The sequence below is a fragment of the Tautonia marina genome (genome assembly GCF_009177065.1).
In the GTDB taxonomy this organism is placed as follows: domain Bacteria; phylum Planctomycetota; class Planctomycetia; order Isosphaerales; family Isosphaeraceae; genus Tautonia; species Tautonia marina.
Genome location: NZ_WEZF01000004.1, coordinates 129,162 through 147,993 on the forward strand (window position 1 = coordinate 129,162; position 18,832 = coordinate 147,993).

The window sequence follows — 18,832 nt, forward strand, 5'->3', positions numbered from 1 at the left end:
TGATGGAGGTGATTATAGGCCGTCCGTCGAGAGGGAGTCAAACCTGCAAGCGGTTCGCCGGAGATGACGGAAGACCTGGAGTCCTCCGTTCCGGAAGTGCAAGCAAAGGGAATCGTCCGTTCAGGCGAACCAGACGGTGGGATCGGGAAGCGATGCTCAGGCCGTCAACGCTCGGATTCAAGACTCGCTCGGGGGTGAGGGCTTTCGAGGCGAGAACGGGCATCGTATTCTGACCCGCGATCACGACACGAATCGTCAAGAGAAGCAGCGAGGCACCACCGGGATGGGCGTCGCGGGGAACCGTTCGACGATCGGTGGGCCTTTCCGAGACCCTCCACCGTCCTTTTCGGAGGTTTGTGCGATGAATCGACGCCGATGGCTCCAGGTCTCCGCGGTAATGGCTGGTGCGCCGCTGGTCGGTTCGCTCCGTGCGGCTGCGGATCAAGAGGAGCCGCAAGACGGAGTCCTGGAGATTGGTTCGCGTCGAGAGCTGTTCGTGGATCGATTTCTGGTCGATCGGCTGGAGGGAGGGGCGGCCCTTTCACTGGCTCGGCCCCGAGACGAAGGGATCGTCCTGGCCTTCGATCGCCCCTGGGAAGGTGCCTTCTGCGGTTACGCGACCGTTTTGCAGGATCAAGGGCTGTTCCGGCTTTATTATCGGGGGTTGCCCCGCGCGGGCCGAGATGGCAGCGCTGATGAGGTGACCTGCTACGCGGAATCGACCGACGGCCGCCACTGGGACCGTCCGGAGCTGGGATTGTTCGAATTCGACGGAAGCCGAGCGAACAATCTGGTGCTGGCCAATCAGGCCCCCTTCTCGCACAACTTCTGTCCGATGATCGATCCGCGAACCGAGGTGCCGGCCGAGGCGCGCTACAAGGCTCTGGCCGGGACCGGCAGAACCGGCCTGTGGGCCTTCACCTCGGCCGATGGCCTGAGATGGCAGCGAATCGGCGAGGGGCCGGTGATTACCGAGGGGGCATTTGATTCGCAGAATGTTCCGTGCTGGTCGGAGCATGAGGGACGTTATCTGTGCTATTTCCGGGTCTTCAAGGATGGCTTCCGGAGGGTCGCCCGCACCACCTCGGAAGATTTCCTGCACTGGACCGAGCCGGAGTTGATGACCTACGACGACGACCGGCCAATTGAACATCTTTACACAAACCAAACCAGCCCGTACTTCCGAGCCCCGCAGCTGAACGTGGGGATCGCGGCGCGGTTTATGCCGGGTCGCCGGGTCATCTCGGCGGAACAGGCCGAGGAGATCGGAGTCGACCCCGGTTACTTCAACGATTGCTCGGATGCTGTGTTGCTGACGACTCGGGGAGGCTCGGTGTACGACCGAACCTTCATGGAAGGATTCCTGGTGCCGGGCATCGGCCCGGAAAACTGGGTGTCACGGACCAACTATCCGGCCTTGAATGTGGTTCAGACCGGTGCTCATGAGATGTCGTTCTACGCCAATCAGAACTACGGGCAACCGACGGCTCACCTGAGGCGCTATTCGCTGCGGATCGATGGATTTGCAGGCATCCGGGCGGGCTACGATGGCGGCGAGATGATTACGAAACCACTGAGCATTGACGGCCGAACATTGCTCTTGAACTTCGAGACGTCGGCTGCCGGAGGAATTCGGGTCGAGGTTCAGGATGCTGAAGGAACCCCCCTGCCCGGCTTTGCACTTGAGGACGCGGTTGAGACGATCGGGAATGAGATCGAACGCGCCGTGTTCTGGAAAGGCGGCTCCGATGTGTCGTCGCTGGCCGGTCGGCCGATCCGACTGCGATTCGTACTGAAAGATGCCGGTTTGTATGCCATGCGATTCCAGGCATGAGCATGAGGAGGAGACGAACGTGACGATTGTTGAGCTGGAGGTCTGCCCGCTGATCGGGGCGACCGTCGACGGAGGCTGGCCGCAAGGGCATGAGCCTCAAGAAAATTTGCACACGCTGGTGATTCTTCGGACCGAGGACGGTCGAGAAGGACTGGGAAGCTGTTTCACCTCGGGAGCGTTGGTGTCGGGGGCGGTCGAGTTGCTCTGGCCGATGCTGAAAGGCCAGTCGGCCGCGGAGCCGGAACGGGTGTCGGAGACGCTCCGGCAGTCGAGCTTCTGGCAAGGGCGGGGAGGATCGGTCGAACACGCAATCAGTGGCATCGATCTCGCCTTATGGGATTTGATGGGGAAGATTTGCGGTCAGCCGGTGTCTCGATTGCTGGGAGGCGATTACCGCAGGTCGATCAAGCCCTATGGTTCCATCCTTTTTGACGAACCGGAAGCGTTGCGGAAGACCCTGGCCGGGGTGGTGGAACGAGGATTTCGTGCCATCAAGCTGGGCTGGAGACCGTTCGGCCGTCGGGATCGTGCCTTCGACGAACTGCTCGTCAAGACGGCCCGGAAGGAGGTGGGGGACGAGGTCGAGTTGATGGTCGATGCGGGGGGAAGCGAGCAGTTCTGGCCGCATGGGGTGAACTGGGCCCGGAACACGGCGGAAATGCTGGCGGATTACGACATCGTTTGGTTTGAGGAACCGCTGCCGCCGGATGACATCGAAGGGTATGCGGAACTGACTCGGGTTTCGCCGGTGCCGATCGCCGGGGGAGAAGTCCTGACAAGGCGGCAATCGTTCATTCCCTGGATCGAACGGAGAGCGGTCGATATTGTTCAGCCCGACTGCACGAAGAACGGAGGGCTGACCGAGTCGCGTCGGATTGCCTGGCTGGCGAGCGAGCATAACGTGCAGGTCGTGCCGCATGGGTGGAACACTGCGGTCGGTCTGGCTGCGGACCTGCAATTCTCGGCGGCGATTCCGGTGGCGCGGTATGTCGAGTATCTGACGCCGTGTGCGTATCTTGATGCGATCACGGTGGAGCCGTTCCGCATCGATGACCGCGGCCACCTGGAAATTCCGACGGCGCCAGGGTTGGGAATTGAACTGGACCCTGACGCGTTGAAACGGTTCTCACCGAATCGAAAAGTGTTTCGATAAAAAACCCTGGACGCTGGAGAGGGCCTGCGCATGAGTTCCCGAGCGGTGGTATTGCCCGAGGCGCTCGACCTGGAATCGCCGGGTCGGCGCGATTACTGGGTGGCCTTGGAACACGATACGATGTGGGGGGTGCAGTTGATCCCCTTGACCGTGTTCGTCGGCCCGAGCGCTGAACCCGGCCGGGGGCTGGTTGCGTTCGGATCAACGCACGGGAACGAGTACGAGGGCCCCTCGGCGATCAAGGGGTTACTTCAGGAAATCGAAGCTGACCGGGTGCAAGGGAGGATCATCCTGATTCCGGTCTTGAATCCCGAGGCGTTTCGAACCGGAACGCGGGATAGTGTCGGGGCCGATGGGGTGAACCTGAACCGAGCCTTCGTGGAGAAGGCAGGGCTGGGCGCGCCGCTCGGTGGGATCACGCATCGGATTGCTCGGTTTGTTCGAGAGCAGATCTGGCCTCATGTGCATGTGGTGCTTGATTTGCATTCCGGAGGCCAGCAGATTCGCTTCGATCCGTGTGCAAGTTTCCACCCGATTGACGATCCTGAGCAGGCGAAGGCCACGGCCGAGACGGCTCGATGGTTCGGAACCCCCTTGATCATGGTGTATCAGAATCGAACGCCGGGATTGTTGACGAGCGAGGCGGAGCGGCTCGGGAAGATCACGGTGGGTACGGAACTGGGATGGGGAGAGGCGGTGCTGTCGAAAGGGGTCCGCTACGGTCGGCAGGGCGTGCTGGCGGCGGCGGTTCACCACGGGCAGCTTGCGGGAACCATCGAACCGATTGATCATCATGCGTCGGGCACGCAGAAATGCGCGGCAATCGTCGATTTCGAATGTTATGTGCCGGCGCCGTTTGCGGGTCATTATGAGGAAGTGTTGCGCTGTGGAACTCGCGTGAAGCGAGGGGAACTGGTTGGGCGTCTTCATGACTTTGCCCGAATCGACGAGCCTGGCTGGCCGGTGACGGCGCCGGTCGAGGGGATCGTGGTGGGCCAGGCGTGGGGGGCTCGGGTGCGGCAGGGGCAGTTTATTTGCTGCGTGGGCCTTGAGCAGCCCTGGTGACGCGAAGGGGGAACGGTCCATGAGCATTGATGATCGGATGCGTCCCACCAACGTCCGCTGGGGCGTGTTCGCGATGGCGTGCGGGATGTCGTTTCTTCTCTACTTGCATCGGTATACGTGGAATCTGATTGGCCCGGAGTTGCAAGAGTCGTATGGGTTTTCGAACACCCAAGCGGGGTTTCTCTTTTCGCTGTTCTACTACACCTACGCGGCGGGCCAGATTCCCAGCGGTGTGATTGTGGATCGGTTCGGGCCGCATCGGTTCCTGGTGGCGAGTGTGGTCGGCTGGTCGATCTCGCTGGCGGCGCTGGGGCAGACCGGGTGGCTCTGGCTGCTGGGGGGTTGGCGGTTGCTTTTCGGAGCAACGCAGGCGGGATGCTATCCGGCGTTGACGAAGGTGACTCGGAGCTGGTTCCCGGCGGCCCGGCGCACGGTGTTGCAAGGGTGGATCGCCACCACGTTCGGTCGAGGAGGAGGGGCACTCTCCCCGATCTTGCTCGGCACGGTGCTGATGGGCTGGTGGGGCCTCTCCTGGCAATCGGCGCTCCTGGTGCTGGGGATGGTCGGGATCTTATACGCGGTGATTTTCGCGGTCTTCTTCCGCAATTCGCCGGAGGAGCATTCAGGGGTCAACGAGGCCGAACGGGAATTGATCGAGGCGGGACCACGAGGCCGAGGGGCGACGGCTCGGGTGGTGCTGCCGCCGGCTCGGGCATTCAAAAGTCGAAGCATGCGATTCTTTGTGCTTCAGCAATTTCTGGATGCGGGGTCGGACGTGGTCTTCGTGGCCTTGATCGGCACCTACTTTCTCCGCGCGAGAGGGTTTGACATTGCCCAGACGGGATGGCTGGCCAGCTTACCGCTCTGGGGCGGAGCCCTGGGAGGAATCGCGGGCGGTTGGCTCAACGATCGCTTGATTGCTCAGACCGGAAATCGCCGATGGGCACGCAGCGGGGTGGGCTTCTCAGGGAAGCTGATTGGCTGCGTGATGCTGGCGTTGGTGGTTGGCCAATCCAGCGGCGTGGCGGCGGCCTGGGTCTTGATGGTCGCCAAATTTTTTAGTGACTGGAGTCAGCCAACGGTCTGGGGGACCTGTACCGACCTTGGGGGACGTTTCAGCGCCACCGTGTTTAGCATCATCAACACCGCGGGCACGCTGGGAGGGGTGGTGATGCCGATCGTCTTCGGCCTGGTGCTCGACGCCTTTACCACCGAGGTTGCCGGGCCGTCGGGAAGCACCACCACGACCGATTGGGGCCCTTTGTTTGTGGTGCTGGCGGCCATGTACCTCGGCAGCGGTGTTTGCTGGCTGCTGATCGATTGCACCCGGACGCTCGATCCGGATGAATGAGCTTCCATTCGTAATCCCGAAGACCCATCAACCAAGACGGAGATGATGACCATGTCTCGATCGGCGACCGAATATCGATACAACCGACTGACCTGGCCGGAAATCAACGAGGCGATTGCGCAGGAGAAGCTGATCATCCTGCCCACCGGATCGACCGAGCAGCACGGTCACCATTTACCTCTGGACGTGGATGTCTTTCTGTGCGAATCCGTTTGCCTTGAAGTGGCAAGACGGGCCGCGGACCGGGTGCTGGTGTTGCCACCGATCTCTTATGGATTGAACCTGCACCACATTGACTTTCCGGGGACGATCCATATCGAACCGGACGTGTTTATCAATTTTTGCCTCAATATCACCAAGAGTGTTGCCTACCACGGATTCAAGAAAATCCTGATTGTGAATGGGCACGGTTCGAACGCGCCGTTGATTGATTTGATTGCGCGGAAGACGGTGCTGGAGACGGAGTCGCTTTGCTTCTCGACGACGTACTTTTGGTTCCTGATGGAAGCGTTCGAGAAGATCCGGGAATCGAAGGTGGTGGCTCATGCGGATGAATTTGAGACATCGCTTTATTTGCATCTGGCGGGAGATCGGGTGCAAATGGACAAGGCGGTTGAGGACAACGATCGGATGGGCAAGTACGTCAGTAGCGACAGCACGATGAACTATTTCGTACGGTTCAACGACTACTGGGGCCGGTGGACGAAGACCGGAGTGCACGGCGACCCGACCAAGGCAACGGCCGAGAAGGGGAAAATCATTTTCGAGGCGGCGGTAGAGGGTTTGCTCGGGCTGGTGGATGAGTTGCGTGAGTGGCCGATCGAGAAGCGGGCAGACATGCATACACAACCGGTGCAATCACAGATTCGATGGACCTGAGCGTCACTCGATACGATCCAGGTGTGTCGGGGCCAGAAGATTCTGGTAGAATCCATATTGATGGGTTCTGGACGGCGTCGGCGTTTCCTGGCCACCGTGTTGTTGATCGGAAGAACTCACGATGCATTTTCGAAGTTGCATTCCGTACGTCTGCCTGGTCATTCTTGGATGTCAGCAGGCGTACGGCGTTACGGACGATCAGGCAGCGAACGATTTTTTCGAGTCAGAAATCCGCCCGCTCCTGGTTGAGCAGTGCCTTTCGTGTCATGGAGACGAAAAGCCCAAGGGAGGCCTGGCATTTACGAGTCGGCAAGCGATTCTCGAAGGGGGGCACTCGGGACCTGCCGCTGAGCCGGGACAACCCGACGCAAGTTTTCTGATCGAGGTCGTGGGGTATGATTCGGAGCCGAGGATGCCTCCGAAGGGGAAGCTCTCTGACGGCGAGATCGAAGCGCTCACTCGGTGGATCGAATTGGGGATTCCCTGGCCGGACGATTCGGAGCCGGGGCCGTCTCCTGCGGAGTCGGTCGACTCGATTGAAACGGCGGTGGCGGCGCACTGGGCGTTTCAACCGGTTCGATCGGTCACTCCTCCCACGATTCGGAATCCGGAGCGAGCGCGGACGCCAATCGATCAATTCATCCTCGATCGGCTCGATGCGGAAGGGCTGGCACTCGCCCCCGAAGCGGATCGGCGAACGTTGATTCGGCGTCTCTCGGTCCATTTGACGGGCCTTCCACCGACACCGGCTGAGGTCGATGCGTTTGTTCGGGACGATTCACCCGACGCTTATGATCGCCTCGTCGATCGTTTGCTCGACTCGCCGCGATTCGGCGAGCACTGGGCCAGGAAGTGGCTGGATGTTGCCCGGTATTCCGACACCAAAGGGTATGTGTATGCCCGAGAAGAGTCGTCGTGGGTTCATGCCCGCTCGTATCGGGATTGGGTGATTCGAGCGCTGAATGAGGATTTGCCCTACGATCGGTTTCTGTTGCTGCAGGTGGCCGCCGATCAGGTGGCGGACGACCCGAGTGATCTGGCGGCGATGGGATTTTTGACCCTGGGCAGGCGATTTCTCGGTGTCAAACACGACATCATCGACGATCGGATCGACGTGGTCACGCGCGGGATGCTTGGAATGACCGTCGCGTGTGCTCGATGTCATGATCATAAATATGATCCGATTCCGACCGCCGATTACTACGGTCTTTATGGGGTTTTCCGGAACTCGGCAGAGCTATTGGTCCCGGCGTTCGAGGCGACGGAACGCGGGGGTGCGAGCGCATCCTTCGAGCAGGAATTGCAAGCCCGACGAGCCGCGCTTCAAGAGCGGCTGGCCAGCGAGCGGGCAGCAGCGGCCGATCGTGTTCGGGAACGGCTGACGGAATATCTGCTCGCCCAGTTCTCTCCTGGAAAGTATCCGGATGAAGCTTTCAGCCAGATTCTCACACCCAATGATCTGATTCCTGCGTCGGTCCATCGATGGCAGGAAACACTGGATCGGGCAGAGAGAACGGGAGATCCCATCTTTCGAGCCTGGCACGAATTCACCCGGTTGCCCGAAACGGAGTTCAGCGATCGGGCGGAAGAAATCAGCAAGGCCCTCGCCGGGGAGTGGGCCGATGAGGTCAATCCGTTGGTGGCGATCGCCTTTCAGGACCCACCGACGGATCGGGAGGACGTGGCAGCACACTACGGGGCACTGTTCGAGGAGGTGATGACGGCCTGGAAGGAACAACTGGCAGAGGCAGAAGCCCTCGGCTCGGCGCGACCGGAGGGGCTGGAGGACCCGAATGCGGAGGCCATTCGTCGGGTCCTATTTGGTCCGGACTCTCCCTGCGAGGTTCCCGATGAAGCCCTGGTGAATATTGAATTTTTCTTCCCGACGCAAACGACCTCGGAGCTCTGGAAGTTGCAGGGGGAGGTCGATCGGTGGCTGATTCAATCGGCAGAGGCCCCGCCTTACGCCACGATCCTGGTCGATCGGGAAGCCACCATTGAGCCGAGGGTGTTTCGGAGAGGGAACTCGGCAAGCCCGGGAGAGGTGGTGCCGCGACGGTTTTTGCAGGCGATTGCAGGGACCGACGCCGAACCGTTCCAGGACGGGAGCGGACGCCTGGAACTGGCGCAAGCAATTGTCGATCCAACGAACCCTCTGACGGCTCGGGTCGCGGTCAACCGGGTCTGGATGGGCTATTTCGGAGAGGGGCTCGTGCGATCTCCGGGAGACTTTGGCACTCGGGCAGAGCCGCCGAGTCATCCCGAGTTGCTGGACTGGCTCGCGTCGCGGTTCATGGCCGAGGGCTGGAGTGTGAAGGACCTCCATCGGCAGATCGTACGATCGGCAACGTATCGGCAATCGGCTCGAGGACCGAGCGATCCGGCGATCGTGGCTCGGGCCGAGCAGGTTGATCCGGAGAACCGGCTGCTCTGGAGGATGCCGGTACATCGCCTAACCTTCGAGGAGTTGCGCGATGGCTTGCTGAGTGTGTCGGGATCGCTCGAGGAACGGCTCGGAGGCGCCGCGGAACCCATGTTTTCGGCTCCGTTCTCGACCCGAAGAACCGTTTACGGGAAAGTGGATCGAGAAAACCTGCCGAGTATTCTTCGTGTTTTTGATTTTGCAAATCCAGATTTGCTCATTCCACAACGATCGGAGACGACGGTCCCCCAGCAGGCACTGTTCTTCCTGAACCATCCCTTTCTGCTGGAACGTGCCAGGGAACTGGCGAGTCGGCCTGAGGTGCTCGGGGTGGATGAGGGAGCGGAGCGGGTTCGCCGACTTTACCACCGGGTCTATCAGCGTGAGCCGACCACGGCGCAGATTGAAGCGTCGCTGGCGCTGGTGCGAGCGGCGAAGGAGGAGCCGGCCGATCGAGGTTCGCAAACCTCCCGGGACTGGCAGTACGGGTATGGTCGTCTGGACGAGGATTCGGGCCGGGTGGTGGATTTCCAGCCGCTACCGTTTTTCTCCGGAACCGCGTGGCAAGGAGGATCGTCGTGGCCGGACGGGAGCCTGGGATGGCTTCAGTTGACGGCCGAAGGGGGGCATCCGGGAAACGACCGATCGCACGCCGTCGTCCGGCGCTGGGTGGCACCGAAGGAGACCACGATTCGGATTCAATCGACCTTGATTCATGAGGTCGCCCGAGGCGACGGAATTCGAGGGTTCGTGAGTGCAAGCCATGCTGGTCTGATTGCCAAGGCCGAGGTGCATGATGACCAGGCGCACCTCAACGTGGAGGCGCTGCCGGTAAAGGCCGGTGACACGATTGACTTCGTGGTGGATTTGCGGGAGACCCTCAACAGCAATCAGTTTCTCTGGGCTCCCGTGCTGACCGACGTGAATTCTCAGGACGCGTTGACTTGGGACGCGAAGGTTGACTTTTCGGGGAACGGGATCGAACGACTCGGTCCCTGGGAACAACTGGCTCAGGTGTTGTTGATGGCGAATGAATTTACGTTTGTGGATTGAGCAAGTTCAACCGCGAAGACCGGGAGCGAGTCCGATGAATCGTCCGGAGCATGAACGACCCTCGATGGGGCGACGCGAGTTTCTTTCTCGATCGGGGCTGGGACTGGGAGCACTCGGCGCCTTGGGGGTGCTGGCGGATTCCGGCTCCCTGTTCGCGGCTCCGAACGACGCGGAGGCGGGAAGTCTGGCCCCCAGGGTGCCACATTACCCGGGCAAGGCGAAGCGGGTCATCCACTTCTTCCTCAATGGAGGACCTTCGCATGTGGATACCTTTGATCCGAAACCGAGCCTGGCAACGTATGCGGGGAAAACGCTTCCCGAAACCTTGCTGACGGAGCGGAAGACGGGCGCGGCGTTCCCCTCGCCATTTCGGTTTCGCCGATACGGAGAGAGCGGGATCGAGGTGAGCGAGCTGTTCGCCGAGACGGCGAAGCATATCGACGACATTGCCGTAATTCGATCGATGTATGCTCAGGTGCCGAACCATGAGCCGTCGCTGATGTTGATGAATTGCGGCGATTCGGTCCAATCCCGGCCGAGTGTCGGGTCATGGGTGCTTTATGGTCTGGGGACGGAAAACCAAAACCTGCCGGGATTCCTCGCGCTTTGCCCGGGAGGGTACCCGATCAAGGGGGTCGAAAACTGGCAGGCCGGATTCTTACCGGGCGGGTACCAGGGGACCTACATCGACTCGAAGCACCAGACCATTGATCGATTGATTGAAAACATTGAACACCCGCACGTTGCGACTGAGGCCCAGCGCCGGCAACTGGACTTGCTGGGAGTGCTGAACGAAGAACATCAGCAGACGTTCAGTGACAGTCGGCTCGATGCTCGGATCCAGTCGTTCGAGCTGGCGTTCCGCATGCAGATGGAGGCAGCCGAGGCGTTTGACCTTTCCAGCGAGCCGACGAACATTCGGGCCTTGTACGGAGACGGAGTACACGGCCGGCAAACACTGATCGCTCGTCGATTGATTGAGCGAGGTGTGCGCTATGTGCAGCTCTGGCACGGAGCGGGACAACCGTGGGATAACCATGATCAGATTGAGGCCAATCACCGCCGTCTCGCGGCCGAAATCGATCGACCAATCGCAGCGTTGCTGACCGATCTGAAAGCGCGGGGTCTTCTGGACGAGACCCTGGTGCTGTGGGGAGGAGAGTTCGGCCGGACCCCCACCGTGGAACTGACCGCGGATGGGAAATCGATGCAAGGGCGGGACCACAACCACTACGGGTTCAGTGTCTGGATGGCGGGTGGAGGGATCAAAGGAGGAACAACCTTTGGTTCGACCGACGAGTTTGGGTTTCGCGCCGAGCGCGATCCGGTGAGCGTGCATGACCTGCACGCCACGATGCTGCATCTGCTCGGGTTCGATCACGAGCGATTAACGTATCGGTACGCCGGTCGAGATTTCCGTCTGACGGACGTTCACGGCAGAGTACTTCAGGAGATCGTTGCCTGAACGGAGTGGTTCGGGACAGGCGGTGTCAGGCGGTTCGCCTGTCGGGTTGAATTGGAGGCAGTGGATGCGAAGTGAGGAGCATCAGCGCACCGGTCCTCGCCAATCGTGCATCCTGGCACACGTCTCCTGCCAAGTTGGAATCAATCATCTGATGACATGAAAACGCCCCACGAACTCGCCGGATGAGGAGTTCGTGGGGCAGAAGTCGATCAGAAGCGGAGAGGGTGGGATTCGAACCCACGGTACGGTTTGACCCGTACACGGCATTTCCAGTGCCGCACCTTCGGCCACTCGGTCACCTCTCCGTGTTCTAACTGGTTTGGACTAGGTTACTTGTGATGGATGGATTTGTAAAGAGATTCTGCCAGCGATTCGACAAAAATCGAGTGCATTGAGGCGGTTGAACTCCAAGATCGGCTGATTTTACGACACGGAGGCGATCGGGAGCAAGGGGAGAGGAATCAAAGCGATGACGTGCTGGGGTCCGGAGCGTGTTCGATGAGGAACGCTTCCTGGTTTTGAAACCGAAGGTTTTCCGGAATCAACGACGGGGGGGGTGAGTGGGTCGGGGAACCCTGCCTCGCTTTTCGATCAAGTCCGTGTATCCTGAAAGTGACCACGTTCTTGATGACGAGCCGACGTCATGGTCGGTCGTTGTGAGTTGGCTGGTCTGCGGTTGAGAGAGCGTTTCCATGTTCCGTCAGCCACGTTCGCAAGCCTGGGGCTATGGGATCGCCATCGTGGCTGTCCTGGTAGCTTCGATTGTGCGCCTGGCGATGGAATCATTCGCTGGGCCGCATGATGCGTTTGGGACCTTTTTGCTGGCGGTGGCCGTGGTGTCGTGGTTCAGAGGGGTTGGTCCCGCGCTTCTGACCTTCCTTCTGGGAGGGTTGATCGGGCTCGGCGTCTATTTCCAGCCGATTCAGTCACCGGGAATGAGTCGGGCTGCCGACTGGATCGCGTTGGCAAGTTACGCGGTGGTTGGAGGCTTACTGGTCGGCTTCGGCCATCGGAAGCGGAACGCTTCTCGGCATCGTTCGCCCTCGCGGATCGAGCTGGGTGGGGAGCGGGGCGATCGGCAGGGTTTTGATCAGGACGCGCGGCTGAGCGAGCAGCGATTCCGACGACTGGCCGATACGATGCCTCAGATCCTCTGGGCCGCGGGACCTGATGGGGTGGTCGAGTCGTTCAACGGACGTTGGTATGAATACACGGGCATGGCAACCGAAGACGCGTTATCCCGGGAGGGATGGCTCTCGGCGGTTCACCCAGAGGACCAGCCTCGGATTCGGTCGTTGAGAGACCAGGCGTTCGGGAAGGGAGACCTGTTGGAGGCCGAGGTTCGGCTGCGCCGGAACGATGCCACATATCGATGGCACCTGATTCGTTCCGTGCCGGTGCGAGACGACTCGGGTCGTCTGCTGCAACGATTCGGCACGGCCACCGACATCGACGATCGGAAACGAACCGAGGAGCGGTTGCGAGGTAGCGAGGAGCGGCTCCGGCTGGCGCTTCAGGCGGCTCGCATGGGGACCTGGTACTGGGAGATTCAGAATGACCGAATTGATTGGTCTGACAATCTGGTGGAGGTCCTCGGGGTGTCTCGGGGCACCTTCAACGCCTCGGTGGAGGGATTCCGGCAACTCATTCACCCTGAGGACCGGGATCGTGTTGAAAACGCTGTGTCTCGGGCCTTGAGCGAGCGATCAGGGGATGAGATCGAGTTTCGGGTGTGTCGCCCCGATGGTTCGGTCGTCTGGCTCCTTGGCAAGGGTAAGGTCGAATCGGACGCGGACAATCACCCGGTCCGAATGCTCGGGCTCGTGATGGACATCACGGCACGGAAGCAGGCAGACCGAGAGCGTTCGGGCCTCCTCACACGGCTCACAACGCTGGTGGACAACACGCCGCTGGGGGTGATCGAGTGGGACGCTCAGTTCGTCGTGACGCGATGGTCGGGTCAGGCGGAAAAGCTCTTTGGATGGAGTGCGGCAGAAGTTATCGGCAAGCGAATCGACGAATTTCCGTTGTTATTCGAGGACGGAGAGCGGGTTGAGTCGATCCTGGGGCAGTTGCTCGACCCGTCCAACAGGTTTGTCGTTGCTCAGAACCGGAACAGGAGCCGGTCGGGCGAGGAACTCTCGTGTGAGTGGTACAACTCGGTTCTGCATGACGAGTCGGGACGGATGGTGGCCGTGCTTTCGCTCGTGCTCGACGTGACCGAGCGGTGCCGGATCGAGGAGCGTTTGCGATCGGAGCGGGAGCGGGTTCAACTGGTTGCCGACGCAGTTCCTGCCTTGATGTCGTACATCGATGCAAATGCGTGCTATGTCATGAACAACCGCTCGTATGAGACATGGTTTGCACTTCGGCGCGAAACTGTTGTTGGCAAACATATGAGCGAGGTGCTGGGAGAGTCTGCCTGGAAGACGCTGCGGCCGCATGTCGAAATGGCACTGGCGGGGAATGTGGTGAGCTACGAGTCGGAGGTTCCGTATCGGGACGGCGGAACCCGCTGGATCAGCGCGACGTATACCCCTGACCTGGGGGAGGGAGGGTTGGTCCGTGGGTTCGTCGCTCACGTGACGGACATCACCGAACGCCATCTTCGGGAAGAGCAGTTGCGTGAGAGTGAAGCTCGATTTCGGCAACTGGCCGAGGCCATGCCTCAGATTGTCTGGGTGGCCGACCAGGCGGGGCAGATTCGTTACCTGAGCCGCCACTGGTCAGAGTACACGGGGATGCCGACCGAGAAGGGAATGGGTGATCAATGGGTCGAATGCGTTCACCGAGACGATCGGCCGGGAATGTTGAGTCGGTGGGAAGAAGCCATTCGAGAGGGGACGCCCTATCGGACCGAATACCGCTTGCGGGACAAGAATGGTATCGACCGATGGCACCTGGTTCGGGGTGTTCCTGTCAGGGACGACGCGGGACGGGTGGTTCGTTGGTACGGCAGTATCACGGACATTGACGAGCCGAAGCGGTTGGCCGAGGCGCTTCAGGATGCCGACCGTCGTAAAGATGAATTTCTGGCGACCCTGGCTCACGAGCTTCGGAACCCCCTCGCCCCGATCCGCCACGCGGTTGCCTTGCTCAGAAAGCAGGGACCTCCCGATCCGGAGTTGCAAGCATACCGCGATGTCATTGACCGTCAGATCGGAAACATGGCCCGCTTGCTCGATGATCTGCTCGATGTCTCCCGGATTACAAGCAACAAGCTGGAACTGCGTTGCGAGACGATCGATCTGGCCTCGATCGTTCAGATGGCCGTCGAAACGAGCCGACCGTTGATTGAAGCCGGGGGGCACGAGTTGGTTGTGGACCTGCCGTCCGAGTCGATCATGCTCGACGCCGACCCGACTCGGCTGTCGCAGATCTTTTCGAACCTGCTGAACAACGCCGCGAAGTACTCGGATGAGGCGGGACGGATTACGCTCTCCGTCCATCAGCATGAGGGACAGGTCGATGTGTCGGTCCGTGATACAGGGATCGGGATCGATGCGGAGCACCTGAGCCGGATCTTCGAGATTTTCTCCCAGGTTGAGCCGGCCCTGCACCGCTCGCAGGGTGGTCTGGGGATTGGACTGGCTCTGGTGCGGGGCCTGGTGCAATTGCACGGCGGGACGGTCGAGGCTCGGAGCGACGGTCCAGGAGCGGGGAGCGAGTTCATCGTTCATCTTCCCCTTGCCCGCCCCGGTGCCAGGACAACACCCACCGAGCGAACCGAGGAGCCGGCGACCTTCGCCATCACTCGGTTGCTTCTTGTGGATGATCATCTGGATTCAGCACAGACGCTTGGAAAGTTGCTGGCCCTTTCAGGATTGGAGGTGCAGGTCGTCCACGATGGAAGGTCCGCGCTTTCGGTGATCGAGCCGTTCCAACCCGAAGTGGTCGTCCTCGATATCGGATTGCCGGACATGGATGGCTACGAGGTGGCTCGTCAGATTCGGAAGCAGCCGGGTGGAGCCTCTCGGACGTTGATTGCGCTGACGGGTTGGGGCCAGGCGTCGGACCGGTTGCGATCACGCGAAGCAGGATTCGACACGCACCTTGTGAAACCAGTTGATCCGGATGAATTGCTCGATTTCCTTCGCACATTGAATCCGAAACCAATCCCCGCGTGAGGATCGTCAACCGCTCGGATTGCCTGATACGCGCGCAGCCTCATCGACGACGAAGCGTCTTGAGCTGAACACCCTGGGGAACAATCGTTCGGTGGATGAGTCGGGAAGCGCGGGTGGACGTTGGTCAGGGAAATCTCGGTGGCCTGCGCATCCCAAGTCTGCGTGACTAAGGAAGTTGTGGTGGACGATGATCAGACGCAGTATCAAACAGGGAGCGTGGCTCGTCCTGGTTCTGTCAGGACTTGTGACGGTCGTCTACTGGGTGCAGTTTTCGCCGGTTACGGTGATCACGGCTTCGGTTGAGCGCGGCCCGATCGTCGCGGAGGTGATGGGGACCGGCACGCTGGAGTCTCGGGTCCGTGCGACGATTAGTCCAAAAACCTCGGGGCGGATTCAGACGATTCCGGTGGACCAGGGTGATCGCGTTTCGGCGGGTGAAACGCTGGTGACGCTGGATGATGAGGAACTCCGGCAGCAAGTTGCCATTGCCCGTGCAAACCTTGAAGCGGCCGAGGCGAAAGTCGAACGGCTCAGGGCCGACAAGGGGCGAGCAGCAAGTGTGTTGGCGCAGGCCAAACGGCATTTCACCCGGGTCCAGGACCTGTATGCTCGCAGTGTGGCCGCGTCGGAGGAGGTTGAGAAGGCGACCGAGAGCCTTCAGATTGCGGAGGCCGGACTCTCGAGCGCGGAGTCGGCGATCGTCGAGGCCCAGAAGGAACTAATCGCCGCGGAGGAGACCCTCAATTATCAACTGACGCTGCTCGACGATGCCACCGTGAAGGCACCCTTCGACGGCCTGGTGGTCGATCGGCAGCGTGATCCGGGAGACGTTGTCGTGCCGGGGAGTCCGGTACTGTCGCTCATCGACACGAGCGAGCTTTGGATCAGTGCCTGGGTTGATGAAACGGCCATGGCCCGGTTGCGTCCGGGACAGCCGGCTCGGGTGGTGTTCCGATCAGAGCCGGAGAGGTCGGCGCCGGGGCGGGTGGCTCGCCTGGGACGCGAAGCGGACCGGGAGACCCGGGAGTTCGTGGTCGATGTCCATGCGCTCGAATTGCCGGAGAACTGGGCCGTCGGGCAGCGAGCAGAGGTTTACATCGAGACGGATCGGAAGGACTCGTCTCTGCGAATTCCCGCACGTTTCGTCGTCTGGAGCGCGGACACGCCCGGCGTCTTTGTGGAGGAGGACGGCCGAAGCATCTGGCATCCCATCGAGATCGGGTTGCGTGAGCAAGACGTCATCGAAGTGGTCGAAGGTCTTGCCGCGACGCAAACGATCCTGGTTCCGGTGGCCCCCAACACGACCTTGACAGATGGCCGGAGAATCACGGTGCCATGAACCTTGCCTCGAAAGACATCCGGCATAACTTCGGGAGATTTACACTGACGACCCTGGGCATCGGCATGCTTTTGATGGTCGTCATGGGAATGGGAGGCATTTATCGGGGGATCGTTGAGGACGCGGTCTTGCTGGTCGAACGGATCGACACCGATCTCTGGATCGTTCAGCGAGGGACCCGGGGGCCGTTTGCCGAGATCTCTCGGGTGCCCGCCAACCTGATCTACCGAGCCGAGGCGGTGCCGGGTGTCGAGGAGGCCCGTGAGTTCGTTTATCACACAATTCAGCGGGAGCATGAAGGCAAGCCCCTTCGCCTGGCGGTCCTTGGTCTGAGTTGGCCGACCGACCGGGGAGAGTGGGTGCCGCTGATCGCCGGGAGAACACTGGCACAGAATCACTATGAAATGATCGCCGATGTGAGCCTCGGGTTGCGGCTCGGACAGCGCATCACCTTGGGGAAGGAACGCTACACGGTGGTTGGGCTGACCAAGGGAATGCTCAGCTCAAGTGGCGACGGAATCGCGTTCGTCACGGTTGCCGATGCCCAGGCAATTCAGTTCGAAACGACCGGCGAGGCGACCCGTCTGGAGCGTGCGTCTCGTCAGGCCAGAGGAGAGCGAGCAGAGCTCGGGACGCTCCAGCCATCGCTGATCGAACAGGCTTCGAAACCCGCTGCCGAGCTGGCGGCGATTGCCCCCCCTGCCCTCAGCGCGGTGATGATTCGAGTGGCTCCTGGATCGAGGGCCGAGGAGGTGGCTTCGCTCGTTTCCGGATGGGCCGATGTCTCGGTCCATAGCAAACAATCGCAGCGAGAACTGTTGTTGAAGGGATCGGTTGAGAAGGTCCGGAGACAGATCGGCCTGTTCCGCGTCTTGCTGACCTTGATCGCAGGCGTAATCATGGCCTTGATTCTTTACACATTAACGCTTGATAAGTTGCACTCCATCGCGTTGCTGAAGCTCATCGGTGCGCCGAACCGGGTCATCCTGGCGTTGATTCTGCAACAGGCGCTTGCGCTGGGGTTACTCGGGTTTGGACTTGCGTATTTGCTGGGGCGGTGGGTGTTTCCGGCATTCCCCCGGCGCGTCATTTTGACGCAGCAGGATTTGCTTCAGCTCGCTCTGATTGTCGTGGTCATCTCCGTGGTGTCGAGTGTGCTGGGCATCGGGAAGGCATTGCGAGTTTCTCCCAACGAGGCGCTGAGCTGACGATGCACGATTCCCCCGCCATCGAGACGCAGGAGTTGCGGAAAGTCTACGGCAGCGGCAATACGGAGGTCGTCGCCATGAAGGATGTGTCGATGACCGTCCGGCGCGGCGAGGTGGTCGCGCTGCTGGGTCCGAGCGGATCGGGCAAGTCAACGTTTCTGACGGCCGTGGGGTTGATCAATCCACCGACCTCCGGACGGGTCTTGATTGGTGGCCAGCTCGTTCTGGAAGGCCCTCGGGCACAGACGGATCTTCGAGTGTTTCGTCGCACGCACATCGGCTTCGTCTTCCAGAAGTCGAACCTGATTCCGTTTCTGACCGCGCGAGAGAACGTGCAGATTGCCTTGGAACTGAACGATTGGAGTCCCAGGCGGGCACGATCGCGAGCAATGACGCTGCTCGACGAGCTGGGGGTGGGGGATCGTGCAACCAATTTGCCGTCGATGCTCTCTGGCGGGCAGCAACAACGGGTGGCCGTGGCTCGAGCGCTGGCCAACGGGCCAAGCATTCTTCTGGCCGATGAACCAACCGCCGCCCTCGACAGTCACCGAGGCCGACAGGTCATGGAACTGTTCACCCAGGTGGCCCAGGAGCATGGAACCGGAGTCATTGTGGTGACTCACGACCATCGTTCGCTGGATCTTTTTGAGACGACCTACGAAATGGAAGACGGGGTCATCCGGACGGCAACGCAGGCCGGTCATGGGTGATCTACAGGAGGAGCGATCAAGCGTCGGGCGAGGCGGCGGAATTGTGGACGGGCGAGGGTCCGCGGAAGGAGCAGGTTTGTCGAGTGAGGCACAACGGCTCCGAGGAGGCATCGAGGACGACGCGCTGTCTGGACACGCTCCAGACAGGGCGTTACGCTCCGATGAATTGCAGCTGCGGGGAACGCCGGTGTTCCAGCGGTCGAGAGGCTCTCGCCGTGTGATCGGG

General features: G+C 60.7%; 11 protein-coding genes and 1 tRNA gene. 11 read left to right on the plus strand and 1 reads right to left on the minus strand.

The window, feature by feature from the left end:
* Window positions 1-361: 361 nt before the first annotated feature.
* The 7 genes from GA615_RS06605 to GA615_RS06635 all read left to right on the plus strand — a co-directional run bounded on the left by GA615_RS06605 (window position 362) and on the right by GA615_RS06635 (window position 11,222).
* Window positions 362-1,834: a hypothetical protein gene (locus GA615_RS06605; protein WP_201750120.1), complete on the plus strand. Its 1,473-nt coding sequence runs from the start codon at window positions 362-364 to the stop codon at window positions 1,832-1,834.
* A 19-nt stretch (window positions 1,835-1,853) separates the two neighbouring features.
* Window positions 1,854-2,987, plus strand: a complete 1,134-nt coding sequence (locus tag GA615_RS06610; protein ID WP_152050491.1) for a mandelate racemase/muconate lactonizing enzyme family protein — start codon at window positions 1,854-1,856, stop codon at window positions 2,985-2,987.
* Window positions 2,988-3,017: 30 nt separating this feature from the next.
* On the plus strand, window positions 3,018-4,052 hold the full coding sequence (locus tag GA615_RS06615; protein ID WP_152050492.1) for a succinylglutamate desuccinylase/aspartoacylase domain-containing protein: 1,035 nt from the start codon (window positions 3,018-3,020) through the stop codon (window positions 4,050-4,052).
* Window positions 4,053-4,071: 19 nt separating this feature from the next.
* A complete protein-coding gene (locus GA615_RS06620; RefSeq protein ID WP_152050493.1) occupies window positions 4,072-5,403 on the plus strand; it encodes an MFS transporter in 1,332 nt (443 codons plus the stop codon).
* 51 nt (window positions 5,404-5,454) lie between these two features.
* Window positions 5,455-6,282, plus strand: coding sequence for a creatininase family protein (locus GA615_RS06625; RefSeq protein ID WP_161602204.1), 828 nt, complete (start codon window positions 5,455-5,457; stop codon window positions 6,280-6,282).
* A gap of 121 nt (window positions 6,283-6,403) precedes the next feature.
* Window positions 6,404-9,757, plus strand: coding sequence for a PSD1 and planctomycete cytochrome C domain-containing protein (locus GA615_RS06630; RefSeq protein ID WP_152050495.1), 3,354 nt, complete (start codon window positions 6,404-6,406; stop codon window positions 9,755-9,757).
* A gap of 34 nt (window positions 9,758-9,791) precedes the next feature.
* A complete protein-coding gene (locus GA615_RS06635; protein ID WP_235905157.1) occupies window positions 9,792-11,222 on the plus strand; it encodes a DUF1501 domain-containing protein in 1,431 nt (476 codons plus the stop codon).
* Between the two features lie 216 nt (window positions 11,223-11,438).
* Here the strand turns inward: GA615_RS06635 and GA615_RS06640 are convergent.
* Window positions 11,439-11,527: transfer RNA gene (locus GA615_RS06640), tRNA-Ser, on the minus strand.
* Between the two features lie 387 nt (window positions 11,528-11,914).
* On the opposite strand from GA615_RS06640, the gene GA615_RS06645 reads away from it, so the two are divergent.
* The 4 genes from GA615_RS06645 to GA615_RS06660 all read left to right on the plus strand — a co-directional run bounded on the left by GA615_RS06645 (window position 11,915) and on the right by GA615_RS06660 (window position 18,606).
* Window positions 11,915-15,349: a hybrid sensor histidine kinase/response regulator gene (locus tag GA615_RS06645; RefSeq protein WP_152050496.1), complete on the plus strand. Its 3,435-nt coding sequence runs from the start codon at window positions 11,915-11,917 to the stop codon at window positions 15,347-15,349.
* Window positions 15,350-15,536: 187 nt separating this feature from the next.
* Window positions 15,537-16,688 (plus strand): efflux RND transporter periplasmic adaptor subunit, encoded by a 1,152-nt coding sequence (locus GA615_RS06650; RefSeq protein ID WP_152050497.1) that lies wholly within the window; start codon window positions 15,537-15,539, stop codon window positions 16,686-16,688.
* Window positions 16,685-17,896 (plus strand): ABC transporter permease, encoded by a 1,212-nt coding sequence (locus GA615_RS06655; protein ID WP_152050498.1) that lies wholly within the window; start codon window positions 16,685-16,687, stop codon window positions 17,894-17,896. Before GA615_RS06650 ends, GA615_RS06655 begins: the two co-directional genes overlap by 4 nt.
* A gap of 2 nt (window positions 17,897-17,898) precedes the next feature.
* The gene (locus tag GA615_RS06660; RefSeq protein ID WP_152050499.1) at window positions 17,899-18,606 is read left to right on the plus strand and encodes an ABC transporter ATP-binding protein; all 708 of its coding nucleotides are present in this window, start codon (window positions 17,899-17,901) and stop codon (window positions 18,604-18,606) included.
* Window positions 18,607-18,832: the final 226 nt, after the last annotated feature.

Coding starts and splice junctions, on each gene's coding strand:
- GA615_RS06605 (WP_201750120.1), top strand. CDS start 362: ATGAATCGACGCCGATGGCTCCAGGTCTCCGCGGTAATGGCTGGTGCG.
- GA615_RS06615 (WP_152050492.1), top strand. CDS start 3,018: ATGAGTTCCCGAGCGGTGGTATTGCCCGAGGCGCTCGACCTGGAATCG.
- GA615_RS06620 (WP_152050493.1), top strand. CDS start 4,072: ATGAGCATTGATGATCGGATGCGTCCCACCAACGTCCGCTGGGGCGTG.
- GA615_RS06625 (WP_161602204.1), top strand. CDS start 5,455: ATGTCTCGATCGGCGACCGAATATCGATACAACCGACTGACCTGGCCG.
- GA615_RS06630 (WP_152050495.1), top strand. CDS start 6,404: ATGCATTTTCGAAGTTGCATTCCGTACGTCTGCCTGGTCATTCTTGGA.
- GA615_RS06635 (WP_235905157.1), top strand. CDS start 9,792: ATGAATCGTCCGGAGCATGAACGACCCTCGATGGGGCGACGCGAGTTT.
- GA615_RS06645 (WP_152050496.1), top strand. CDS start 11,915: ATGTTCCGTCAGCCACGTTCGCAAGCCTGGGGCTATGGGATCGCCATC.
- GA615_RS06650 (WP_152050497.1), top strand. CDS start 15,537: ATGATCAGACGCAGTATCAAACAGGGAGCGTGGCTCGTCCTGGTTCTG.
- GA615_RS06655 (WP_152050498.1), top strand. CDS start 16,685: ATGAACCTTGCCTCGAAAGACATCCGGCATAACTTCGGGAGATTTACA.
- GA615_RS06660 (WP_152050499.1), top strand. CDS start 17,899: ATGCACGATTCCCCCGCCATCGAGACGCAGGAGTTGCGGAAAGTCTAC.